The sequence below is a fragment of the Streptomyces sp. HUAS MG91 genome, from assembly GCF_040529335.1.
GTDB classification, from domain to species: Bacteria; Actinomycetota; Actinomycetes; order Streptomycetales; family Streptomycetaceae; genus Streptomyces; species Streptomyces tabacisoli.
On record NZ_CP159534.1, the window covers coordinates 3383345 to 3403583 of the forward strand.

The window sequence follows — 20239 nt, forward strand, 5'->3', positions numbered from 1 at the left end:
GAGCATCCCGGAGCAACGGGGTCCGGCCAAGACGCCCTCACGACAAAGGCCCGGCTGTGTTCACAGCCGGGCCCGAATCGCATGGGATGAGTGGAGATGGCGGGAATCGAACCCGCGTCCAACGGTGCAGCAGCAGGGCTTCTCCGTGTGCAGTTCGCTTCGATTTTCTCGGCCCCGGTGATCACGCGAACAAGTCGCCGACGGGCCCAGTCACTGTTTGATTTCCCATCGAACCCCGTGACCGGGCTCGATGGTTTAGTCCCCTAGATTATGCCAGGATCCGGGCCGGGAACACTCCCGGGCTGACACCCTTTTAGGGTCCCTCACTCACTGCTTATTAGGCAGCGAGGGCGAAGGACTGGGAATCGCTCTTAGAGTTGGCGATTATTGGTTGCGACATATGGTTTACGAGATCATTGCCGCTTCCTCGACACGCTTCACCTGCTTCGACATCCGCTGTCGAAACCGATCATCCCCATGTTGTTTTTTCAAAGTGGATCTCTCGATCCGGTGCTCCCGCGTGAGGAGCAGTGCCATCGTACGTGAACAACGCACGACGGTGCCAGCCTATTCCTGCCGGGTCAGCGCTCCCGCGCCCGCTGCCGCCGCTTGGCCGCCGCGATCGCCCGGTCCGAGTCCCGCCGGTCCTGCTGCTCACGCAGGGTCTGCCGCTTGTCGTACTCCTTCTTGCCCTTGGCCAGCGCGATCTCGGCCTTGGCGCGGCCGTCCTTGAAGTAGATCGCGAGGGTCACGATCGTGTGACCCGCGTCCTGGGACTTCGACTCCAGCTTGTCGATCTCGTCGCGGTGCAGGAGCAGCTTGCGCTTGCGGCGCACGGCGTGGTTGGTCCAGGTGCCCTGGCTGTACTCGGGGATGTGGGCGTTGTGCAGCCACGCCTCGCCCCCGTCGATCTGGACGAAGGCGTCCGCGAGGGAGGTGCGTCCCTGGCGGAGCGACTTGACCTCGGTGCCGGACAGCACGATGCCGGCCTCGTAGGTGTCCATGATCAGGTAGTCGTGCCGCGCCTTCTTGTTCTGCGCGACGATCTTGCGCTTGCCGTCCTTCTGGTCGGACGCCTTCCCCTTGCCCTGCTTGGGCTGGGACTCCTTCGGTACGTACATTCCCTTGGCCATAGTGCTGGCCATTTTCGCACTACGAGGGGGCCCCGAGGCCAGTCAATACTGTCTCCGCCCGTCGTAGGGCGTCCTTGTCGGCGTCCAGGTCGGGGGTGATGCCCCGGCCGTCCACGCCGCGGCCCGAGGGGGTGCGGTAGTGGCCTACGGTCAGCTCCGCGACGGAGCCGTCGGGCAGCCGGCTCGGCATCTGGACCGAGCCCTTGCCGAAGGTGCGGGTGCCCACGACCACGGCGCGGCCGCGGTCCTGGAGGGCGCCGGTGAGCAGTTCGGCCGCGCTCATCGTGCCGCTGTCGACGAGCACGACCAGCGGTCTGGTGGTGTCGCCGCCGCTCCTGGCGTGCAGGGCGCGCTGGCTGCCCCGGACGTCGTAGGTGGCGACGAGTCCGCCGTCGAGGAAGGCGGAGGCCGCGGTGACGGCCTCGTCGATGAGGCCGCCGGAGTTGCCCCGCAGGTCGAGGACGACGCCTCCGCGCGCGGGCGCCGAGCGCACCGCCGTGCGGACCTTCTCGCCGGCGCCCTTGGTGAACGCGGTGACCTTGACGAGCGTCGCCCCGCTGCCGAGGCGGCTGACGGAGACGGAGTCGGTGGGCAGGTTGGCCCGGCGCAGGGTCTCGCTCCACGCGCGCGTGCCGCGCTGGAGGCCCACGTGGACGGAGGTCCCGGCGCGCTCGCCGCGCAGCAGGGTCAGCACCTCGGTGACGGGCCGCCCGGTGACCGCGCGGCCGTTGACGGCCGCGATGCGGTCGCCGTCGCGGATGCCGGCGAGCGCCGCGGGCGACCCGGAGCGCACCTTGGTGACCTGCACCTGGCCGTCGGCGGTGCGCCGGGCCCACAGGCCGACGCCGGTGTACTCGCCGTCGAGGGCCTGCTCGAACTCGTGGTACTCGCCCTGGGAGTAGACGGCGCCCCAGCGGTCGCCGCTGCGGCTGACGGCCTCCTCGGCGGCCTGCGCGGACTGCTCGGGGGACTTGCCGTCGGACATCGCCTCGTAGGCGGCCTCGGCCGCCTCGTCGGAGGCCTTGCCGTGGGCCGTGCCGGACGCCTTCCCTGAGCGGGGGGCGACGGAGCTGTCGCGGGGCGCGGGCGTCTTGCCGCCCTCTCCGGGCAGTGCGCCGGTGGCGGCGCCGGTGGCGAGGACGCAGCTGAAGACCACGGTGAGGGCCGCCCCGCGGCCGATGCGCCGGTACACCGACGACGCCGACGAGACTGCCGACGCTGCCGACGACGCGGACTTCACCGAGAACCGATCCGGGCCTGACATGTCGGTGAGTCTAGGACAACGCGGGGCGCCGTACGGCTCGTTGAACCGTGCGGCGCCCCGCGGTACGGGGGACTCTCGTCACACCTTCAGGTACTTGCGCAACGCCACGAATGCGGCCAGGGCGGGCATCAGCACACTCACGGCGAGGATGAGCGGAAGCTTCGTCAACACGGCGTCCCAGCCGATGAAGTTGATGAGCTGGAGCTTGTCGGAGAGCGCCACGCCGTTGTCGATCACGAAGTACTGGCCGCCCGCCAGGAACAGGCAGGCGATGCCGCCGCCGATGAGTCCGGCGACCGCGGCCTCCATGATGAACGGCGCCTGGATGTAGAAACCGGACGCGCCGACGAGCCGCATGATGCCGGTCTCGCGGCGGCGGCTGAACGCGGACACGCGCACGGTGTTGACGATCAGCAGCAGCGCCACGACGAGCATCACCGCCATCACCGCGCCCGCCGCGACGTTCAGGTAGCCGAGCAGCTTGAAGAGGTTGTCGAGCACGCCCTTCTGGTCCTGCACGGACTGCACACCGGGCCGGCCGTTGAACGCGGTCGCGATGACCTCGTACTTCTCCGGGTCCTTGAGCTTGATCCGGTACGACTCCTGGAGCTGGTCCGGGGTGAGCGAACTGGCCAGCGGGGAGTCGCCGAACTGCTCCTTGTAGTGCTTGTAGGCCTGGTCCTGGGACTCGTACGCCACCTTGTCGACGACCGGCATCTTGTTCAGGTCGTCGAGGATCTGCTTCTTCTGCTCGGCCGTGACCGGGCCCTTGGCGCAGTTCGGGTCGGACTGGGAGTCGCCCTTGTTGCACAGGAAGATCGAGACGTTGACCTTGTCGTACCAGTAGCCCTTCATCTGGTTGACCTGATCGCTCATGAGCAGCGAGGCGCCGAACAGGGCGAGCGAGAGGGCCACCGAGATGACGACGGCGAAGGTCATCGTGAGATTGCGCCGCAGACCGACGCCGATCTCCGACAGAACGAATTGGGCACGCATAGCGCTTACTGAGCCTTTCGCAGCTTCACTCGGTACTTCTCAGTGCTGGTAGCCGTAGACGCCGCGTGCCTGGTCGCGGACGAGGCGGCCCTTCTCCAGCTCGATGACGCGCTTGCGCATCTGGTCCACGATGTTCTGGTCGTGGGTGGCCATCACCACGGTGGTGCCCGTCCGGTTGATGCGGTCGAGCAGCTTCATGATGCCGACCGACGTCTGCGGGTCGAGGTTGCCCGTGGGCTCGTCCGCGATCAGCAGTTTGGGGCGGTTGACGAAGGCGCGGGCGATGGCCACGCGCTGCTGCTCACCGCCGGACAGCTCGCCGGGCATCCGGTCCTCCTTGCCGCCGAGGCCGACGAGGTCGAGCACCTGGGGCACGGACTTGCGGATCTCGCCGCGGGACTTGCCGATGACCTCCTGCGCGAAGGCGACGTTCTCACCGACCGTCTTGTTGGGCAGGAGGCGGAAGTCCTGGAAGACCGTGCCGAGCTGGCGACGGATCTGCGGGACCTTCCAGTTGGACACCCGGCCCAGGTCCTTGCCCAGCACGTGCACCTGGCCGTGGCTGCAGCGCTCCTCACGCAGGATGAGGCGCAGGAACGTCGACTTTCCGGAGCCGGACGAGCCGACCAGGAAGACGAACTCGCCGCGCTCGACCTCCAGGGAGACATCCCGGAGAGCGGGTCGGGTCTGCTTCGGGTAGACCTTGGAGACGTTGTCGAATCGGATCACGGGTGCGCCTCGGGGCGTCGGGGGCGTAGGGGGCGGGGGCGTCTGCGGACACCCCGTAGGTGAGCGTGACCATACGCGAACCGGCTCGCGGATATCAGGCGCCGCCCCTGGTTGAGCGTTTTGTCCCGGTGCGGGACCCGTTGCGTTGCCGGTTTTGTCCGTCCCGTGCCTGGTCAGCGACGGTCCTGTGAGGGGAGCGCGCCGAAATTCCGCGAAGCTGGCACAGTGGAGGGGGGAACGGTTGCGTTTCCCGGAGCGTTGAGCGGAGAGAACCAGTGGGTACTCGGTGGCCGGCTCCGCCGCGCGGGAGGAGGAGAGGCGCATGACCTACGACAGGTTGGTGTGCGCGAACTGCGCGGCGCCCGTGAGCGAGGGCCGCTGCCCGGTCTGCCGGGCGAACCGTGAGCGGCTCCAGCAGCAGAATCCGCTGTCCGGGCTCAATCCGATGACGTTGATCGCGCTGGTGGTGGTGCTCGTGGCGGCCGTGGCGCTGCTCGCGCACCAGACGGCTTAGCCGCGGCGGCGGCAGCCGCGACAGAACGTGAGAAGGCCCGGAGCCGATCGGCTCCGGGCCTTTTCGTGGTCCGGGTCTCCCCCGGGTCACTTCAGGTCACGTCACACAGCGGTGTTGCGACCGTTCGCCATGCGCGGCAGCAGACGGAAGCCCACACCGCCCGCGATCATGGTCGCGGCGCCGATCAGCAGGAACGTGGTGCCGGAGGAACCGGTCTCGGCCAGCTCGCCGCTCTTGGCGGCCCCGGCCTGCTCCGTGGTGTCGGAGCCGGTGTCCTGGAGGCTGTCCTTGCCCTGACCCTGCTCGACGGGGTTGTTGTTGCCGTCGGGGTTGGTGTTGTCGCCACCGGTGGACGAGGAGCCGCCCGTGGAGGAGGAACCGCCGGAGTTGCCGTTGCCGCCCGAGGAGCCATTGCCACCCGAGTTGCCGTTGCCGCCCGAGTTGCCGTTGCCACCCGAGTTGCCGTTGCCGCCGCTGCTCGGGCCACCGGTCGTGGTGCCCGTGGTGCCCGGGTCACCGGTCGTGGTGCCGGTCGTACCCGGGTCACCCGTCGTGGTGCCCGTCGTACCCGGGTCACCGGTCGTGGTGCCGGTCGTACCCGGGTCACCCGTCGTGGTGCCCGTGGTGCCGGGGTCACCGGTCGTGGTGCCCGTCGTACCCGGGTCACCGGTCGTGGTGCCCGTCGTACCCGGGTCACCGGTCGTGGTGCCCGTGGTGTTGCAGATACCAACGGGGCAGGGGTCCTCTTCGGGACCGACATTGGCACCGACGCCGTCGGATCCGGCGTGCACGTTGGCACCGATACCGAGAATGCCGATGTTCACGTCGGCGGCGGAAGCGGCACCCGCGGCGGTCAGCGACGCGCCGGCGGCGATCACCGTACCTGCGGCTATCCGTGCGACACGGATCCGCGTCTTCTTGGTCATCTGTCTGCTACCCCCAGTAGCCAATCGTCGATGGAGCAGCGCCAGGGACGGCGTTCCGGAGGCAGCAGAGGTCTCGTCCGACCCATCCCCCGTACACACGCGTCCCACTGATACGCATGCCGCGCGTCAGCCTTCCCAGTTTTCAGATCAACGTCAAGGCCGTTGCGCGTTCAATGTCCAGCTCCGGGTGAATTGACCGGCGTACGGACATGTGACTGTGATGTAAAAGGCGGAAAGCCCTTCACATTTCCCGCACAAAGAAAGGCAACTGCCGCTCTCCGAGCGGCAGTTGCCTTGTCGATAAAGCCGTTGGGCTTACTTCTCCTGCTGCTTGCGCCAGCGAATGCCGGCCTCGATGAAGCCGTCGATCTCGCCGTCGAGCACGGACTGCGGGTTACCGACCTCGAACTCCGTACGGAGGTCCTTGACCATCTGGTACGGGTGCAGGACGTAGGACCGCATCTGGTTGCCCCAGGAACTGCCGCCGTCGCCCTTCAGGGCGTCCATCTTGGCCCGCTCCTCCTGGCGCTGACGCTCAAGGAGCTTCGCCTGCAGAACGTTCATGGCCGTGGCCTTGTTCTGGATCTGCGAGCGCTCGTTCTGGCAGGAGACCACGATGCCGGTGGGGATGTGCGTCAGGCGGACCGCGGAGTCCGTCGTGTTGACGCCCTGGCCGCCCGGGCCGGAGGAACGGTAGACGTCGATGCGCAGGTCCGACTCGTCGATCTCGACATGGTCGGTCTGCTCGACCACCGGCAGCACCTCGACGCCGGCGAAGGACGTCTGGCGGCGGCCCTGGTTGTCGAACGGGGAGATGCGGACCAGGCGGTGCGTGCCCTGCTCGACGGAGAGCGTGCCGTAGGCGTACGGGACTTGGACCGAGAAGCTGGTCGACTTGATGCCGGCCTCTTCCGCGTACGAGGTCTCGTAGATCTCCGTCTTGTAGCCGTGGCGCTCCGCCCAGCGCAGGTACATGCGCTGCAACTGCTCGGCGAAGTCGGCCGCGTCGACGCCGCCGGCCTCGGCGCGGATGTTGACGATCGCCTCGCGGGAGTCGTACTCGCCGGACAGGAGGGTACGGACCTCCATCTCGTCCAGCGCCTTCTTCACGGAGGCCAGCTCGGACTCCGCCTCGGCGCGGGTGTCCGGGTCGTCCTCCTCCTCGGCCATCTCGAAGAGCACCGAGAGGTCGTCGATGCGACCGCGCAGGCCCTCGGCCTTGCGCACCTCCGCCTGGAGGTGGCTCAGCTTGCTGGTGATCTTCTGCGCCTCTTCCGGGTCGTCCCACAGGGACGGCGCGGCCGCCTGCTCCTCGAGCACGGCGATATCTGCCCTCAGCTTGTCGAGGTCCAGGACGGCCTCGATCGACTCCATGGTCGAGGAGAGGGACTTCAGCTCTTCGGATACATCGACGACTGCCACATCACCAGCGTAACGTCTGCCGCAAGCGGCTTCCGCCGGGTACCGGGCGCCTGGGTTCGGGGGCCTTCTCCCCCGGCCGCCGCCTGCCCGCGCCCCAGGGTTGTCGTTCGGCTGCGGGCCGGTGGCCGCTTCTCGCGCAGTTCCCCGCGCCCCTGAAAGGCCTGCGGCCTTCAGGGCTCGGGGGCTACGGGGTTGACGGGGCCGAGTTGTGGTTGTCCGGGGGCGGGGAGTCGTCGGCTCCGGAGGAGAGGGCCCAGATGCCGCCCCCGACCACGGCGGCCAGCACGACCCCGGCCACCCCCAGAGTGACCCGGCGCCGTCGCGCGGAGGGACGGTTGCGGGCCGAGCCGGGGCGGGGCGCACCCGAGGCGCGGGGCGCGCGGGCCGTGCCGCGGGCCCCGCCGGCCAGCTCGTCCGGCGCCGGAACCCTCATCGACGTATGGGTGTCGCGGTTGGAGTCGGCCGAGGCCTTACCGGGAACGAGCGGCACGGCCCCGCGCCGGGGCCGCTCCACCGCCACCGGCTCCTCCTCCGGCGCCTGCGGCTCCTCGGCGTCCTGCTCGGCGTCGGGCTCGTCGACGTCGAGCGGCGCCATTCCGACCAGGAACGGCTGGAGCTCACGCAGCCTGGCGGCCATCTCCGAGGCCCGCAGCCGGGAGGCCGGCGCCTTGGCGAGGCACTGGATGAGCAGCTGCCACAGCTCGTCGGGGACGCCGGGCAGCGGCACCACCGTCTCCGTGACGTGCCGGCGCAGGATCGCCCCGGGATGCCCGCCGCCGAAGGGCGTGAAGCCCGCCAGAAGCTCGTACAGGACCGTGGCCAGGGCGTATATGTCGACCGCGGCGCGCGGCGGCAGGCCCTCGACGATCTCGGGGGCGAGATAGTCCGGAGTCCCGATGATCTTCGTCGCCTTGGTGCGGCGCGGGGTGTCGATCAGCTTGGCGACGCCGAAGTCGGTGAGCAGCGCGGGGTGCGCGCCGCCGGGGCCGAGCGGGCCCTGCATGTCGAGCAGGATGTTCTCGGGCTTCACGTCGCGGTGCACGATGCCGGCGGCGTGCGCGGCGGCCAGCGCGTCGGCGACGTCGGCGGCGATGGCGACGGCGGCCTCGGGGGCGAGGCGCCGCTCCCGCTCCAGGCGGGTGCGCAGGTCGGTGCCGCGGACGAGGTCCATGACCAGGGCGAGGTCGTTGCCGTCGACGACCAGGTCGTGAACGCCGACCACGCGCGCGTGGTCGAGGCTCAGCAGGGCGGTGCGCTCCTGGACGAAGCGTCCGACCAGCTCCTGGTCGGACGCGAGATCCTCGCGCAGCAGTTTGATGGCGACAGGACCGTCGGGTCCCTCGCCCAGCCACACGGTGCCCGCACTGCCGCGACCCAGGATCTGGTGGGCGGTGTACCGGCTGCCGATTTTCCGTGCCAAGACTGCTCCTACAGACGCGTGTTGGCGCCCAAGCTACGCGGCCCGGACGCCAACCATCGCATCAGAGCGGGAAATCACCCGCCGGATGTCGACAAATCTCCAACATCGCAGTTCAGTTGCCGGTTTTGCTCCCCAGGTCGCCGATCCAGCCGGTGATGTCGTCGAACCAGGTGGAGAGCTGGTCCCAGTAGCCCCTGCCGGTGCCGATCCAGTCCTGGAGCGGAGTGAATTCCCAGACCAGCCAGCTGACCACGAAGAGGATCACGATCATGAACAGGCAGCCCTTGAGGCAGCCGAGACCGGGGATCTTCATCGGGTTGGCGCTGCGCTGGCGCGACTCGCGCGCGGGCCGGGACTGCTGGGGCGGCGGCTGCGGCGGCGCGTAGTGCTGGGGCTGCTGCGGCTGCTGCCTGGGCTGCTGGGGCTGCTGCGGCTGCGGGGTCGAGCGCGGCGCCTGGCGCTGCTGCCGGGGCGCGTAGTTCTGCTGGCGCGGCTGCTGCTGGGGCTGCTGGACCTGGCGCTGCGGACGCCGGCGCAGCGGGTCCTCGTTCGGGTCGAGGTACTGGACCTGCGTCTGCTCGTTGCGGTCGCGGGCCGCGCGCATCTGGTTCTGCCACGGGTGCGGGTCGTCGGGGTCGCCGGCGCCCGGCGGGTTCTGCGGGACCGGCGGCATGACGGCCGTCGGGTCGGCGGCGCCGTACGGGCCCGCCGGGTTGCCCTGCTGGTTGCCCTGCTGCTGCATGACGCTGGTCGCGGCGTTCGGATCGACCTGGCCGAACTGATCGAAACCCGACGCGTTGTTCGGCAGTACCTGCGTCGGATCGGCGGCGCCGGGGACGTCCGGGACCTGCGCCGGGTCCGGGTCGGGCATCAGCAGGGCGCCCACGCCGTCGGCGGCGGCGATCTGCGCGCTGTTGGCGTGCACGCCGATGCCCTCGGCGACGGTGCGCAGACCGCGCGCGAGGTTCTCCGCGCTCGGCCGTTCGTCCGGATTCTTGCGCAGGCAGCGCTCGATGACCGTCCACAGCGGGTCGGGCACGGTGGAGGGGCGGCGCGGCTCGGCGCTGAGGTGCTGGTGGAGCACTTCGAGGGCGGAGCCGCCGGAGAACGGCGGGCGCCCGGTCACCAGCTCGTACAGCAGGATGCCCGCGCCGTAGATGTCGACCGCGCTGGTCTGCGGGCGGCCCTCGGCGGACTCGGGCGCGACGTACGCGGGCGTGCCCACGAACTCGTGGGTGCGGGTCAGGCCCGGGGAGTCGGCCAGGCGCGCGATGCCGAAGTCGGTGAGCATCGGGTGCATGCCACCGGCGTCCTGCTTGAGCAGTACGTTCGCCGGCTTCAGGTCGCGGTGGACCACGCCGTCGGCGTGGCTCGCGGCGAGCGCGTCGGCGACCTGGGCGGTCAGCAGCGCGGCCGCGACCGGCGAGAACGGGCCGTTCTCGCGCAGATAGCGGTGCAGGTCCGGGCCGTCGATCAGGTCCATGACCAGGGCGAGCAGTTCACCCTCGACGACCAGGTCGCGCGTGCGCACGATGTTCGGGTGCGTGAGCCTGAGCAGGACGGAGCGCTCCCTGAGGAAACGCATCACCACGTCCGCGTCGTTGGCCAGCTCCTCCTTGAGGACCTTGATCGCAACGGTCTCGCCGGGCTGCCCGGCGACGGCCGCCTCGGCGCCCGCGGTCTCGCGCTGGCGGGCTCGCCAGACGGTGCCCGTGGCGCCGCGTCCGAGCGGCTCCTCGAGCAGGTACTTGCTGCCTACCGGCCGCACGTCATGCGCTCCCTGCTTGGCTTGCGTTCTGTGTTCCGACCCACTGTAGTGGCGCCGCACGAGGTGCAGGCTGTCGATCTTCCTTGACCACTCATACCCGTGTTCGACGGACAGACTTCGTCGGAAAGACGCAAATCCGTGTCGCACGGTTGCCGGGTGGCGACGTGAGCGATCTCAACCGGACGTCCGGCGGCGACAGAGCAGGCACTTTTGCGGGCAGAGCCGACCAATCAAGATCACTTACGGGTGGGGGGCGGGCGAAGTGTCAGTGGCAGGTGCGAGGATGCCTCTCAGCACTGGCTGACGTGCCCGTGGCGGCGGGGGAATCTGCGGTGGGGACCGCGGGCGTCCCTGGCCCGGGTGCCCGCGCAGAAGGGACCGCTGACGGCGATGCAGATCCGGCTTACCGTCATGGCCTCCGTCGAGGCCGCAGCATCCCCGGCCCGCGACCTTCTGGTCACCGCGCCCGCGGGCACCGCGCTCGCCGCGGTCCTCTCCGGGCTCGTCGCGGCCGCCGCGGGCGGCGACGCCCCCTCCTCCGTGCTGTACGCGGGCCACGAGCGGCTCGATCCCCAGCGCTGCCTGCTGGGCGAGCCGCCGCTGACCGACGGCGCGGTGCTCTCGCTCGGCGGCCCCACCGACCCCGGCCCCGACCCCGACTCGGCGGCGGCCCAGCTCCACGTGGTGGCGGGGCCGGACGCGGGCGGCGTCCACCTGCTGCACGGCGGCCAGATCCGCATCGGCCGCTCCGCGGACGCCGACGTCAGCCTGGACGACCCGGACGTGTCGCGGCTGCACTGCGCGGTGACGCTCACCCCCGACGGCCAGGTCACGGTGGCGGACCTGGGATCGACGAACGGGACGACGCTGGAGGGCCGCCCCCTGGACGAGCGCCCCGTGCGCCTCTCCCCCGGCACGCTGCTGCGCCTGGGCGAATCGGCGCTGCGGGTCACACCGGCGGGCGACACGGCCCGCACGGCGCCGCTGGCGACCGCGCCCGACGGCGAGGGTCAGGTGCGGGTGGCGCTCGGCGCGGCGGCCCCCCGGCGGCCCGCCGCCACCGGCGTCCCGTCCCCCGGCTCGCCTCCCTCCCCGCTGTCCCCGCCGTCCCAGGTGTCCCCGGGCGTGCCTTCCGACGAGACGCGGCACGCGTACGGGGACGCGTCCTGGGGCGCCGCCGGTGACAGCGCGCCCGGGGGCGCGCAGCCCGTCGTGCCGGGGCAGGCCGCGGCGCCCGACATGGAGCGCACCCGCACCGGCACGCCACCGCGCGGTACGGAGCTGCCGCGCGGCGGGCGCAAGCGGGGCGGCCTGGGGCGGCTGCTGCGGCGCGGCCCCGGACGCGACGAGCGGTACCCGAGGGACACCGAGGGCGTCACGGAGTTCGAGGACGCCGAGCACGCCATCCACGAGCCGTACCCGATGCGCGCCCCGCAGCAGCCCGGCGTGCCCGCTCCCCGTACGGGTTCCGGAGCCGCGCCCGCGGCGCCCGCCCCCGCCGAGACCTGGCCCGACGCCGCCACGCTGCTGCTCACCGCGCTCGGCCCCGGGCCGCGACTGTGGGAGCGCGGCCAAGGGCACCCGGAGGCGCTGGCCGTGCGGCTCGGCACCGTCGACCGGCCGGGGCCCGGCGGCGCCGGACTGCTGCCCGCCGTCCCGGTCACCGTGGGACTCGCCGAGGCGGGCGCGCTCGGCCTCGCCGGACCGCGCGCGCGGCTCGCCGGTCTGGCCCGCGCGGTCGTGGCCCAGCTCGCCGCGCTGCACGCCCCGGACCGGCTGGAGATCGTACTGATCAGCACCGACCGGGCGCGGCCCGAGGCGGAGCGGATCGCGGAGTGGTCCTGGCTCGGCTGGCTGCCGCACGTGCGCCCGGCCCACGGGCAGGACTGCCGGCTGCTGCTCGCGTACGACCGGGAGCAGGCGGCCGCCCGCACCGGAGAGCTGCTGCGCCGCCTGGACGACCATGCCGCGGGCCTGCGCCCGGACGCCGCCGCCGTGGTCGTCGTCGACGGCGACCCGGGATCGGCGACGCTGCGGGAGGCCACCGTGCGGCTCGCCGCCGAGGGGGCCGCGGCCGGGATCCACGTGGTGTGCCTGGCCGAGACGCCGGCCACCACCCCGGCGTCCCCGGTCGACCGGACCTTCGAGGCGGCCTGTGAGCAGAGCCCGGCCTTCCGCGCGTGCGGCGCCGTGGCGCTGCTCAGCGGGGACGTGGCGACCTCGCTGCGGCTGCACCGGGCCGCGCAGGGGCAGCCCGTCGGGCACGGCACCGTCGCCACGGTGGACGCGGTGTCGCTCGCGTGGGCGGAGCGGTTCGCGCGGGCGCTCGCACCGTTGCGCTCGCAGGGCGCGGGCGCCCCGGGAGCGCCGCACGCGCGCGTGTCGGCGCCCTTGCCGCAGGCCTCCCGTCTCCTGGACGAGCTCGGGCTCGCCCGGGCCACCCCGGCGTCGCTGATGGCGCGCTGGGCGGCGGCCACGGACGATCCCGACGCCCTGGGCGGCCGCGTCGTGGCGGTGCTCGGCGCCGGGCCGCGCGGCCCGGTCGGGGTCGATCTCGCCGCGGACGGTCCGCATCTGCTGGTCGAGGGGCCCGCGGGCAGTGGCCGTACGGAGCTGCTGCGCTCGGTCGCCGCGTCGCTCGCCGCCGCCGAGCGGCCGGACCGGCTCAGCCTCGTCCTCATCGACGGGGAGGTCGGCACCGGCGGATCGGGCGGGGCCTCGGACGGGTTGCGGGTGTGCACCGACCTGCCGCACGTCACGACCCATCTTGCGGCCAACGACCCGGTGCGGATGCGGGAGTTCGCCCAGTCGCTGAGCACCGAGCTGAAGCGCCGGGCCGAGTTGATAGGGCGTACGCACTTCACCGAGTGGCACACCCAGCGCACCGTCGCCGGGCACCTCGTGTCCCAGCGCAGCGCGCCCGCCTCCGGCGCCGGGACCGATGCCGGGGATCTCGACACCGCGCCGAGTTCCACGATGCCCACGATGCGGCTGCGGCCCGGCGCGGCGCGGGAGAAGGCCGAGGCGGCGCCGCCGCTGCCGCGGCTCGTGGTGGTCGTCGACGATCTGGACGCGCTGCTGTCGCCGCCGCTGGGGTCGCCGGGGCGGCCCGCCGCGGGGTCCGTGGTGCGGGCGCTCGAGGCCGTGGCGCGGGACGGGGAGCGGCTCGGGGTGCATCTCGTCGCGGCGTTCGCCTCCGGCGGGGCCGCGGGGTGGGTGGCCCGGCCGCGGGTGGTGCTCGATGCCGTGCGGGGTGCTGGGCCAGATGATCCGGCGCCGGGGCGCGGACGGTTGTTCGCCGCCGACGGGCGGGACATCGGGTTGCAGTCCGGGCGGGTCACCGGGCGCATTCCGCGCACGGCTACTCTCCGGCCCACCGTGGTCGTCCTGGACTGGGCCCGCATGGGTGACCCGCCGGACCGGCGGCCGGTCCGCGAGTTGGGGAACGGGCCGACGGACCTGGCCCTCCTGGCCAGCGCCCTGGAGCGCGCCGCCCGTTCCGTCTCCGCCCAGGAAGTCCCGTCGCTGCTGTAGTTCGTCCGCGGCCCGGTGGGGGCTGGTCGCGCAGTTCCCCGCGCCCCTGAGGCATGCGCTGACGCGCAGCCTCCCCTGAAGGCCGCAGGCCTCTCAGGGGCGCGGGGAACTGCGCGACCAACCACGACGAGACCCGCACCCGACCACAGGGAAAGCCGCGCGCAGCGCAAGGCTTCAGGGGCGCGGGGAACTGCGCGAGAAGCGGCCACCGGCCCGCGGACGAACGACGACCCAGGGGCGCCGGGAACCGGCCCCCGGCATCACGACCCCGTCACGATCACCCCCGCGGAGCGCCCGGCACCCTTGCCGCTTCTCCCTGGTCGGGCGTAGACCAGACCGCACGACACGCCAGAAGTACAGCGCTCAGTACGGACGTTCAGCCTTCAGGACGAGAACGGGGCAGTGATGCGCAGCACACTTCGGACACCCACCTTTCGCCGAGCAGCCGTGGCCCTGGCCGTGGGCTCATTGGCCCTCGCGCTCACCTCCTGCGGGGGCGACGACAACAGCGACAAGCCGAGCGGGAAGGACTCGTCGAGATCCCCCGCCTCCTCCCTCCGACTGCCGAAGCTGGACGGCAAGACGCTGGAGATCGCCGCCGTGTGGACCGGTGACGAGCAGAAGAACTTCAAGCAGGTGCTCGCGGAGTTCGAGAAACGGACGGGCGCGAAGGTCACGTTCGTCCCTGCGCAGGACCCGATCATCAACTTCATCGGGTCGAAGGTCGCGGGCGGCTCCCCGCCCGACGTGGCGATGCTGCCGCAGCCCGGCGCCATCAAGCAGGCCGTCGCCAAGAAGTGGGCGAAGCCGCTCGACAAGGACGTGCAGGCCGAGCTGGCCAAGAACTACAGCCAGGGCTGGCAGGACCTCGGCAAGGTCGACGGCAAGAACTACGGCGCCTACTACAAGGCCGCCAACAAGTCGCTGATCTGGTACAACTCGGCGGTCTTCCAGAACGCGGCGGCGAAGGAGCCGAAGACCTGGAAGGAGTTCCTGACCACCTGCCAGGCGATCTACGACTCCGGGGTGACGCCGGTGTCGGTCGGCGGCGCCGACGGCTGGCCGCTCACCGACTGGTTCGAGAACATCTACCTCTCGCAGGCGGGCCCGGAGAAGTACGACCAGCTCGCCGCGCACAAGATCAAGTGGACGGACCCGTCGGTCAAGCAGGCCCTGACGACACTGGCCCAGCTGTGGGGCAAGAGCGACTACCTCGCGGGCGGCAACAAGGGCGCCGTGGGCACCGAGTTCACCAAGTCCGTCGAGCAGACCTTCACCGGCGGCGACCAGCCCAAGGGCGCGATGGTCTACGAGGGCGACTTCGTGCAGGTCAACATCCAGCAGACCAAGGCGAAGGTCGGCACCGACGCGAAGGTGTTCCCGTTCCCCGCGGTCGGCGACCAGGCGCCCGTGGTCAGCGGCGGCGACGCGGCGGTGATCTTCAAGGACTCGCCGGCGGCGCAGGCCCTGGTGAAGTTCCTGGCCTCCCCCGACGCGGCCACCATCCAGGCCAAGCTGGGCGGTTACCTCTCGCCGAACAAGAACGTGGACCTGTCCGCGTACCCGAACGACGTGCAGCGCACGATCGCCAAGGCGCTCGTCGACTCCGGCGACAGCTTCCGCTTCGACATGTCGGACCAGACCCCGCAGGCGTTCGGCGGCACGCCCGGCAAGGGCGAGTGGAAGGCGCTGCAGGACTTCCTGACGAACCCGAAGGACATCGAAGGCACCCAGAAGACGCTGGAGGCCGACGCGGTCAAGGCGTACAAGGACTGATCGGGCGATGACCACCCCGGCCGCCGGACCCGACAAGGACGGCGGCCCGGGTGCTGCCGCCGACGCACCGGCCACCACGGCCGCGTCGGCGACACCCGGGCCCGCCCCGTCCCCCCGCCGCTTCAAGAGCGTGACCGGTACCCGCAGGACCGTCGCGCTCCTCTTCCTGTTCCCCGCGCTCGTGCTGCTCGGCGCGCTCGTCGTCTACCCGATCGGGTACTCGGTCGTGCGCAGCTTCTTCAACGCCTCGGGCAGCTCGTTCATCGGGTTCGACAACTACCAGACCCTGTTCACCCGTTCCGACACCAAGGCCGCGATCAACAACAACATCTGGTGGGTGGTACTCGCCCCGACGGTCGCCACCGCACTCGGCCTGATCTTCGCCGTGATGACCGAGCGGATCCGCTGGGGCACGGCGTTCAAGCTGGTCGTCTTCATGCCGATGGCGATCTCGATGCTGGCCGCGGGCATCATCTTCCGGCTGGTGTACGACCAGGATCCGGGCAAGGGCGCGGTGAACGCGGTGTGGACCTCGGTCCACGACACGTTCAGCTCGTCGTCCGCGTTCCCCAAGGCCCATCCGCGCGCGAACGATCCACTCGCGGGCAGGGCGGGCGGACCGTACCTGACCAAACAGCCGGTGCAGGCGGGCACGTCCTATCTGCTGCCGCTGGTCGGGGTCGCCGCCGACGAGATGCCGGGCGACGCGAAACCGGCGAAGGCGGCAACCGCCTCGCCGGGGAAGGTCACCGGCACGCTCTGGCAGGACTTCACGCTCGGCAAGGGCGCGGGCAAGGCCAAGGGCGTCGACTCCACCGAGGTCGGCTACCCCGGCATGCGGGTCGAGGCCGTGAAGGGCGGCAAGGTGGTGGCGTCCACGACGGCCGCCGCCGACGGCACCTTCACCCTGCCCGCGGCCGCCGACGGGGCGAAACTCCGGCTGCCCGCCGCGAACTTCAAGGAGGCGTACAACGGCGTCGACTGGCTCGGCGACAAGAAGTTCTTCACCATCCATCTGGGCGGCTTCGACCTGTACCTCAACATCGTGACGACCTCGATCATGGTCGCGTACGTGTGGATGTGGGCGGGCTTCGCGATGGTCCTCATCGGCGCCGGACTCGCCGGGATCCCACGGGAGTTGCTGGAAGCGGCCCGGGTGGACGGGGCCACCGAGTGGCAGGTGTTCCGGAGGGTCACGGTGCCGCTGCTCGCGCCGGTGCTCGCGGTCGTCCTCGTCACCCTCATGATCAACGTCCTGAAGATCTTCGACCTCGTCTACATCATCGCGCCGGGCTCCAGCCAGGACGACGCCAACGTCCTGGCGCTGCAGCTGTACCTGTCTGCGTTCAACGAGAACAACGAGGGCCTGGCCAGCGCCATCGCGGTGCTCCTGCTGCTCCTCGTGATCCCGGTGATGTGGTTCAACATGCGGCGACTGAGGCAGGAGGCGCGGCGATGACGACGGTCGACGACACGGTGCGGGCCAAGCGGTCGGTCGCGGGGCGGATCGGCGAGAAGCTCGGCGGCGGCCTGGTGCAGTTCGTGCTGCTCGTGGTCGGCGCGCTCTGGCTGGTGCCGACCGTCGGGCTGCTGCTGTCCTCGCTGCGCTCGCCCGAGGAGATGGCGGCGAGCGGCTGGTGGAAGGTGTTCTCCAAGCCGTCGCAGCTCACCTTCGACAGTTACAGCAAGCTGCTGGAGAACTCCGACATCACCAAGTCCCTGCTCAACACGATCCTGATCACGGTGCCGGCGACCCTGCTGGTCATCGTGATCGGCTCGCTGGCGGGGTACGCGTTCGCGTGGATGGAGTTCCCCGGCCGCGACTGGTGGTTCCTGATCGTGGTGGGGCTGCTCGTGGTGCCGGTGCAGCTGGCCCTCGTACCGATCGCCAAGCTCTTCGGCGACATCGGCATCTTCGGCTCGGTGCTCGGCGTGGTCCTCTTCCACGTCGCGTTCGGGCTGCCGTTCGCGGTGTTCCTGCTGCGGAACTTCTTCGCGGAGATACCCCGCGAACTCCTTGAGGCGGCGCGCCTCGACGGCGCCGGTGAACTGCGGCTGTTCGTGCGGGTCGTGATGCCGCTGGCCGCTCCGGCGATCGCCTCGCTCGGCATCTTCCAGTTCCTGTGGGTGTGGAACGACATGCTGGTCGCGCTGGTCTTCACGGACGCGGGCAGCCAGCCGATCACGGTCGCGCTGCAGACCCAGGTCCGCCAGTTCGGCAACAACGTCGACGTGCTCGGCCCCGGCGCGTTCATCTCGATGATCATCCCGCTGGCGGTGTTCTTCGCCTTCCAGCGGCACTTCGTCTCGGGCGTGATGGCGGGCGCCGTGAAGTAGCCACCACGCGGACGGGGTTGGGGGGCGGGCCGGGAGTTCACCGGCCCGCCCCCGGCCGTCTCCGCGCGGTTCCCCCGAATGCCGCATCGTGCGTAACTTCCCTGCTTGTCGGCCGTTCCCGGGCAGAATGCCCGCGCCGACTCCCTGGATGTGTCACCTTGCCCCGGTTCAGTGTCATCGTCCCCGCGTACAAAGTGCAGGCGTATCTGCACGCGTGCCTCGCCTCGGTGCTGGAGCAGGAGTTCACGGACCTCGAAGTGATCGCGGTGGACGACTGCTCGCCGGACGCCTGCGGGGAGATCATCGACGAGTTCGCGGCGCGCGACGCCCGCGTCCGGGCCGTCCACCTGGACGAGAACGTCGGCCTGGGCCGCGCCCGCAACGCCGGCCTCAAGCACGCGACCGGTGACTACGTCCTCTTCCTCGACAGCGACGACACCCTCACCCCGGGCGCGCTGCGGGCGATCGCGGACCGCGTCAAGGAGACGGGCTCCCCCGACGTCCTGCTCTTCGACTACGCGCGCACCTTCTGGGACGGCCGCAAGGTGCGCAACCAGTTCGCGCACCTGCTCGCCCAGGACGGCCCGGCGCCCTTCACGCTCACCGACCGGCCGGGCCTGCTGAAGCTCCTGATGGTGGTCTGGAACAAGGCGTACAGCAGGGAGTTCATCGAGCGCGAGGGCTTCACCTTCCCGCCCGGCTACTACGAGGACACGCCCTGGACGTACCCGGTCCTGATGGCGGCCGAGTCGCTGGCGACCCTGGACCGGGTCTGCGTGCACTACCGCCAGCGGCGCGGCGGCAACATCCTCGGCACGACCTCGCGCCGCCACTTCGACATCTTCGACCAGTACGAGCGTGTCTTCGAGTTCCTCGACCAGCACCCGGACCTGGACGCGCAGTGGCGTGCGGCGATGTTCCGCAGGATGGTCGACCACCTCTCCACGCTGTTCACCAAGCGGGGCCGCCTCCCCCGCCGCAGCCGCGCCGAGTTCCTGCGCAGGGCGCGCGGCCACTACGGCCGCTACCGCACCCCGGGCGCCCGCGTGAGCCGCCGCACCCGGCTGCGGCACGCGCTGGTCCGGCTCGGCACGCACCGCACCTACCGCGCCCTGTGGGCGGCGATGGCGGTCGGCCGCCGCCTGTCCCGCACCCTGGCCTCGGTCCGCCGTACCCTGCGGGCGGCCGCGCTCCAGCTCCACTACCGGGTCCAGCTCCGCCTCCCGGTGCGGGAGAACGACGCGGTGTTCGCCTCGTACTGGGGCCGCGGCCACGGCTGCAACCCGGGCGCCCTGGAGGAGGCCTTCCGCGTCCACGCCCCGCACGTGCGCACCGCCTGGATCGCCGCGCCGGAGCACCACCACACGATCCCGGCCGCCACCCGGCGGCTGACGCCGGGCACGGCCGCGTACTGGACGGCGCTCGCCCGCTCCAAGTACCTCGTGAACAACGTCAACTTCGACCGCCGGCTGGTCAAGCGCCCCGGGCAGGTCTTCGTGCAGACGCAGCACGGCACGCCGCTGAAGAAGATGGGCATCGACCTCCAGGACCACCCGGCGGCGGCCCGCGGCACCGACTTCGCCCAGCTGCTGGCCAACGCCGACAAGTGGGACTACGTCCTGTCCGCCAACCGGCACTCCACGCTGACCTGGGAGCGCGCCTACCCGGCCGCGTTCACGACCCTCGAATACGGCTACCCGCGCAACGACCGCCTCCGCACGGCGACTTCGCAGGACACCGCCCGGCTGCGCGACACGCTCGGCATCCCGCGCGACTCGATCGCGATCCTCTACGCGCCCACGCACCGGGACTACCGGATCACGCAGCGCCTCCCGCTGGACCTGGAGCGGATGCTGCGCACCCTCGGCCCGCGCTTCACGCTCCTCACGCGCGCGCACCACAGCTACGACGCCCCGCTCACCGGCGTCCCGGCCGCCCGCCTGATCGACGTGTCCGGCCATCCCAGCGTGGAGACGCTCTGCCTCGCCTCGGACGCGCTGGTCTCCGACTACTCGTCCCTGATGTTCGACTACGCGGCCCTGGACCGGCCGATCGTCATCCACGCCGACGACTGGGAGGCGTACGAGGCCGCCCGCGGCACCTACTTCGACCTGCGCTCCTTCCCGCCGGGCGCGGTCGCCCGGTCCGAGGACGAGCTGATCGACATCTTCGCCACGGGGCACTGGCGCGGGTCGCGCTCCGCGCAGTTGCGGGCGGCGTTCCGGGAGCGGTTCTGTCCTTACGAGGATGGGGGGGCCGGGGAGCGGGTGGTGCGGCGGGTGGTGTTCGGCGAAGAGCCGCTCGGCGCGGCGGCGGTCCCGCATCAGAGCGCGGAGCCGGCTCCGGCGCCCCGAGTCTGACCTCGCCTGCGGCTCCGGTGGCCGCTTCTCGCGCAGTTCCCCGCGCCCCTGAAGGCCGCA

14 protein-coding genes and 1 other RNA gene are annotated in these 20239 nt (G+C 71.2%); 6 read left to right on the top strand and 9 right to left on the bottom strand.

Translation table 11 applies throughout. From position 1 onward, the window contains the following. Positions 1-88: 88 nt before the first annotated feature. The 5 genes from ssrA to ftsE form a co-directional block, all read right to left on the bottom strand. Positions 89-477, bottom strand: a transfer-messenger RNA (tmRNA) gene (gene ssrA, locus ABII15_RS15380). A gap of 104 nt (positions 478-581) precedes the next feature. Next, positions 582-1133 (bottom strand): SsrA-binding protein SmpB, encoded by a 552-nt coding sequence (smpB, locus tag ABII15_RS15385; protein WP_353947068.1) that lies wholly within the window; start codon positions 1131-1133, stop codon positions 582-584. Positions 1134-1152: 19 nt separating this feature from the next. After that, complete coding sequence (locus ABII15_RS15390) at positions 1153-2397, bottom strand: S41 family peptidase (RefSeq protein WP_353942892.1); 1245 nt, start codon at positions 2395-2397, stop codon at positions 1153-1155. Positions 2398-2475: 78 nt separating this feature from the next. Next, entirely contained in the window at positions 2476-3393 is a 918-nt protein-coding gene (gene ftsX / locus ABII15_RS15395; RefSeq protein WP_353942893.1) for a permease-like cell division protein FtsX, read from the bottom strand. Positions 3394-3432: 39 nt separating this feature from the next. Continuing rightward, the gene (gene ftsE, locus ABII15_RS15400; protein WP_207829163.1) at positions 3433-4122 is read right to left on the bottom strand and encodes a cell division ATP-binding protein FtsE; all 690 of its coding nucleotides are present in this window, start codon (positions 4120-4122) and stop codon (positions 3433-3435) included. A 322-nt stretch (positions 4123-4444) separates the two neighbouring features. On the opposite strand from ftsE, the gene ABII15_RS15405 reads away from it, so the two are divergent. Beyond that, positions 4445-4636 (top strand): hypothetical protein, encoded by a 192-nt coding sequence (locus ABII15_RS15405; protein WP_353942894.1) that lies wholly within the window; start codon positions 4445-4447, stop codon positions 4634-4636. Between the two features lie 101 nt (positions 4637-4737). On the opposite strand, the gene ABII15_RS15410 is transcribed toward ABII15_RS15405, so the two are convergent. The 4 genes from ABII15_RS15410 to ABII15_RS15425 all read right to left on the bottom strand — a co-directional run bounded on the left by ABII15_RS15410 (position 4738) and on the right by ABII15_RS15425 (position 10172). Continuing rightward, on the bottom strand, positions 4738-5562 hold the full coding sequence (locus ABII15_RS15410) for an LPXTG cell wall anchor domain-containing protein (protein ID WP_353942895.1): 825 nt from the start codon (positions 5560-5562) through the stop codon (positions 4738-4740). Between the two features lie 315 nt (positions 5563-5877). After that, complete coding sequence (gene prfB / locus ABII15_RS15415) at positions 5878-6984, bottom strand: peptide chain release factor 2 (RefSeq protein WP_353942896.1); 1107 nt, start codon at positions 6982-6984, stop codon at positions 5878-5880. A 184-nt stretch (positions 6985-7168) separates the two neighbouring features. Beyond that, complete coding sequence (locus ABII15_RS15420; protein WP_353942897.1) at positions 7169-8404, bottom strand: serine/threonine-protein kinase; 1236 nt, start codon at positions 8402-8404, stop codon at positions 7169-7171. Positions 8405-8516: 112 nt separating this feature from the next. Then, a complete protein-coding gene (locus ABII15_RS15425; RefSeq protein WP_353942898.1) occupies positions 8517-10172 on the bottom strand; it encodes a serine/threonine-protein kinase in 1656 nt (551 codons plus the stop codon). A 390-nt stretch (positions 10173-10562) separates the two neighbouring features. Here ABII15_RS15425 and ABII15_RS15430 point away from each other — a divergent pair, with 390 nt between their 5' ends. The 5 genes from ABII15_RS15430 to ABII15_RS15450 all read left to right on the top strand — a co-directional run bounded on the left by ABII15_RS15430 (position 10563) and on the right by ABII15_RS15450 (position 20179). Continuing rightward, entirely contained in the window at positions 10563-13706 is a 3144-nt protein-coding gene (locus tag ABII15_RS15430) for an FHA domain-containing protein (protein ID WP_353942899.1), read from the top strand. Positions 13707-14111: 405 nt separating this feature from the next. Further along, positions 14112-15482, top strand: coding sequence for an ABC transporter substrate-binding protein (locus ABII15_RS15435; protein WP_353942900.1), 1371 nt, complete (start codon positions 14112-14114; stop codon positions 15480-15482). Between the two features lie 130 nt (positions 15483-15612). Further along, a complete protein-coding gene (locus tag ABII15_RS15440) occupies positions 15613-16941 on the top strand; it encodes a sugar ABC transporter permease (protein WP_353947069.1) in 1329 nt (442 codons plus the stop codon). Further along, positions 16938-17819: a carbohydrate ABC transporter permease gene (locus ABII15_RS15445; RefSeq protein WP_353942901.1), complete on the top strand. Its 882-nt coding sequence runs from the start codon at positions 16938-16940 to the stop codon at positions 17817-17819. Before ABII15_RS15440 ends, ABII15_RS15445 begins: the two co-directional genes overlap by 4 nt. Before the next feature lie 158 nt (positions 17820-17977). Beyond that, a complete protein-coding gene (locus ABII15_RS15450) occupies positions 17978-20179 on the top strand; it encodes a bifunctional glycosyltransferase family 2 protein/CDP-glycerol:glycerophosphate glycerophosphotransferase (protein WP_353942902.1) in 2202 nt (733 codons plus the stop codon). The last annotated feature ends 60 nt before the right edge of the window (positions 20180-20239 follow it).

Coding starts and splice junctions, on each gene's coding strand:
- smpB (WP_353947068.1), bottom strand. CDS start 1,133: ATGGCCAAGGGAATGTACGTACCGAAGGAGTCCCAGCCCAAGCAGGGC.
- ABII15_RS15390 (WP_353942892.1), bottom strand. CDS start 2,397: ATGTCAGGCCCGGATCGGTTCTCGGTGAAGTCCGCGTCGTCGGCAGCG.
- ftsX (WP_353942893.1), bottom strand. CDS start 3,393: ATGCGTGCCCAATTCGTTCTGTCGGAGATCGGCGTCGGTCTGCGGCGC.
- ABII15_RS15405 (WP_353942894.1), top strand. CDS start 4,445: ATGACCTACGACAGGTTGGTGTGCGCGAACTGCGCGGCGCCCGTGAGC.
- ABII15_RS15410 (WP_353942895.1), bottom strand. CDS start 5,562: ATGACCAAGAAGACGCGGATCCGTGTCGCACGGATAGCCGCAGGTACG.
- ABII15_RS15430 (WP_353942899.1), top strand. CDS start 10,563: ATGCAGATCCGGCTTACCGTCATGGCCTCCGTCGAGGCCGCAGCATCC.
- ABII15_RS15435 (WP_353942900.1), top strand. CDS start 14,112: ATGCGCAGCACACTTCGGACACCCACCTTTCGCCGAGCAGCCGTGGCC.
- ABII15_RS15445 (WP_353942901.1), top strand. CDS start 16,938: ATGACGACGGTCGACGACACGGTGCGGGCCAAGCGGTCGGTCGCGGGG.